Source organism: Microbacterium sp. (assembly GCF_041909575.1).
Lineage (GTDB): Bacteria > Actinomycetota > Actinomycetes > Actinomycetales > Microbacteriaceae > Microbacterium.
Window position 1 is genome coordinate 1 of sequence record NZ_JAYRDE010000196.1, and the last position, 1,888, is coordinate 1,888.

Annotated in this window: 3 protein-coding genes and 1 pseudogene; all 4 read right to left on the reverse strand. The window is 70.1% G+C overall.

Annotated elements, in window-relative coordinates:
* A pseudogene (locus ACE3O1_RS15510) lies at window positions 1-204 on the reverse strand (YebC/PmpR family DNA-binding transcriptional regulator); the annotation flags it as partial.
* A gap of 116 nt (window positions 205-320) precedes the next feature.
* Window positions 321-854 carry a DUF1697 domain-containing protein gene (locus tag ACE3O1_RS15515; protein WP_374316587.1) on the reverse strand — a complete coding sequence of 178 codons (534 nt, stop codon included), beginning with the start codon at window positions 852-854 and terminating at the stop codon, window positions 321-323.
* A 1-nt stretch (window position 855) separates the two neighbouring features.
* Window positions 856-1,377 carry a hypothetical protein gene (locus ACE3O1_RS15520; RefSeq protein ID WP_374316589.1) on the reverse strand — a complete coding sequence of 174 codons (522 nt, stop codon included), beginning with the start codon at window positions 1,375-1,377 and terminating at the stop codon, window positions 856-858.
* 33 nt (window positions 1,378-1,410) lie between these two features.
* Window positions 1,411-1,888: pyridoxal 5'-phosphate synthase glutaminase subunit PdxT (gene pdxT / locus ACE3O1_RS15525; RefSeq protein ID WP_374316591.1), on the reverse strand; the 478-nt coding region annotated here is incomplete at its 5' end.

Sequence of the window (1,888 nt, forward strand, 5' to 3'; positions counted from 1 at the left end):
CCGGTCGATGTTGTCCTTGGGGACGGAGGTCTTCTTCGCCTTGAGCACGGCGTCGAAGAGCGTCGGGTTGCCCTGGAGGTCGGGGCCTCCGAGCTTCGCGGCGACTTCGATGTTCTTGATGAGCTTGGCCCACGACTTGGCACGGCGCGCGTCGATGACGGCCTTCTTGTGCTTGGTCGTCGCCCACTTGGAATGCCCGGACATACTTCTCCTGATCAGCTCGTCGGCGAGGGAGGGACCGTTCGCGTCGATGCGCTGCGGCCCTGCCGCCGGCTGACCATTCTAATCCCGAGCGGGCCGCCGCGCCGTGGAGCGCGACGTCAGCCGACGATGCGGCGCAGCGTCCTCAGGTTCCGGTTCGTCGTGCGCTCCTTGTAGCGGGCCTTGGCGATGACCTTGGCGAAGGGCGTCGACACGGTCGTGCCCTTCACCGGGTTCCAGTAGACCACTCCCGGCCCGGCCGCGACCGGGTCGGGTTCGGCATCCATCCCCTTCGCCGCGTCGATGAGCTCGTCGCGCGTGGCGGAGTCCGCGCAGAACACGACCCAGGGCTGTCGGGAGGCGTCGTGCTCGTCGAACGGGAACGCGTCCGCGGCGGCGGCGAGCTCCCGCAGCGTCACCAGGACGAGCCACGCGTCGTAGCCGAACCGGTCGCGGAGGGCCTTCTCGATCCGGGTCTTGAGCTTCGCGCGATCGGATGCCGCGACATCCGTCTCGAACACGACGTTCCCGCTGGCCAGCACCGTTCGCACGGCGTCGAAGCCGAGATCGCCGAAGACCTCCGCCAGGTCCGCGTTGCGGATCGTGATCCCGCCGACGTTCACCCCGCGCAGGAGCGCGACCCACGCGGCCACGTCAGAGCGCGAACTCGAAGCCGAACCGCGACGACAGCAGCGCCACGAGGTCGCGGGGCACCTTGGTGAGGTAGGCCGGTGCCGGTGCCAGGGTCTCGGCCGACCCGATGAACGGGAAGTACACGGGACCGTCGGTGATCTCCTCGACCTCGTCGCGGACGGCGACGATCTCGCTCCCGATGCGCCGCAGGGCGGTGAGCGTGATGGGGGTGGCCAGGCGCAGCGTGTCGCTGATCGGCATGCGCCAGTGGGGCAGCTCGTCTCCGCGACGGACGCGCGACTCCTCCCCCAGCGGCCCGAGCACGCGCCCCCACGCGGCGATGCCCGGCACGGGCAGCGTGCGATCCCAGACGAACAGCGTGTCCCCGGGCTCGGTGTGCCCCACGAGCTCGTGGGACCACTCGAAGCGACGATCGCCCTGCGACTTCGGAGCCGACAGGGCCTCGCCCACGATCCCCTTCGACGGCGCGATCATCCAGTAGCGCTCCTCGGGGTACTCGCGCCACCAGTCGTTGATCGTCATGCGACCGAATCTAACCCGTGGGGCCCGTGCTCGTCATGCCCCGCGGACGGAGTCGAGGAAGAGCCGGTGGAATCGGTGCTCGCCGCTCACCTCCGGGTGGAACGCGGTGGCCAGGAGCGATCCCTGTCGCACGGCGACGATGCGGCCGTCGTCCAGCACCGCGATCGCCTCGACGTCGGGGCCGGTCTGCTCGACCAGCGGCGCGCGGATGAAGACGGCGTGCACGGGCGGCTCGCCGAGGAGGGGGACGTCGAGATCCGTCTCGAACGAGTCCACCTGGCTGCCGAACGCGTTGCGTCGGACGGTGACGTCCAGGCCTCCGAACGTCTGCTGACCCTCGATGCCGTCGGTGATGCGGTCGGCCAGCAGGATCACGCCGGCGCAGGTGCCGTACATCGGCATTCCGGCGGCGATGGCGTCGCGGACGGGCTCGCGCATGCCGAAGGCGCGCGACAGCTTGTCGATGACGCTCGACTCGCCTCCCGGGATGACGAGCCCGTCCACGGCGGCG

Bases quoted from the DNA above. Each gene is read 5' to 3' on its own strand.
- ACE3O1_RS15520 (WP_374316589.1), bottom strand. From the start codon at position 1,377: ATGACGATCAACGACTGGTGGCGCGAGTACCCCGAGGAGCGCTACTGG.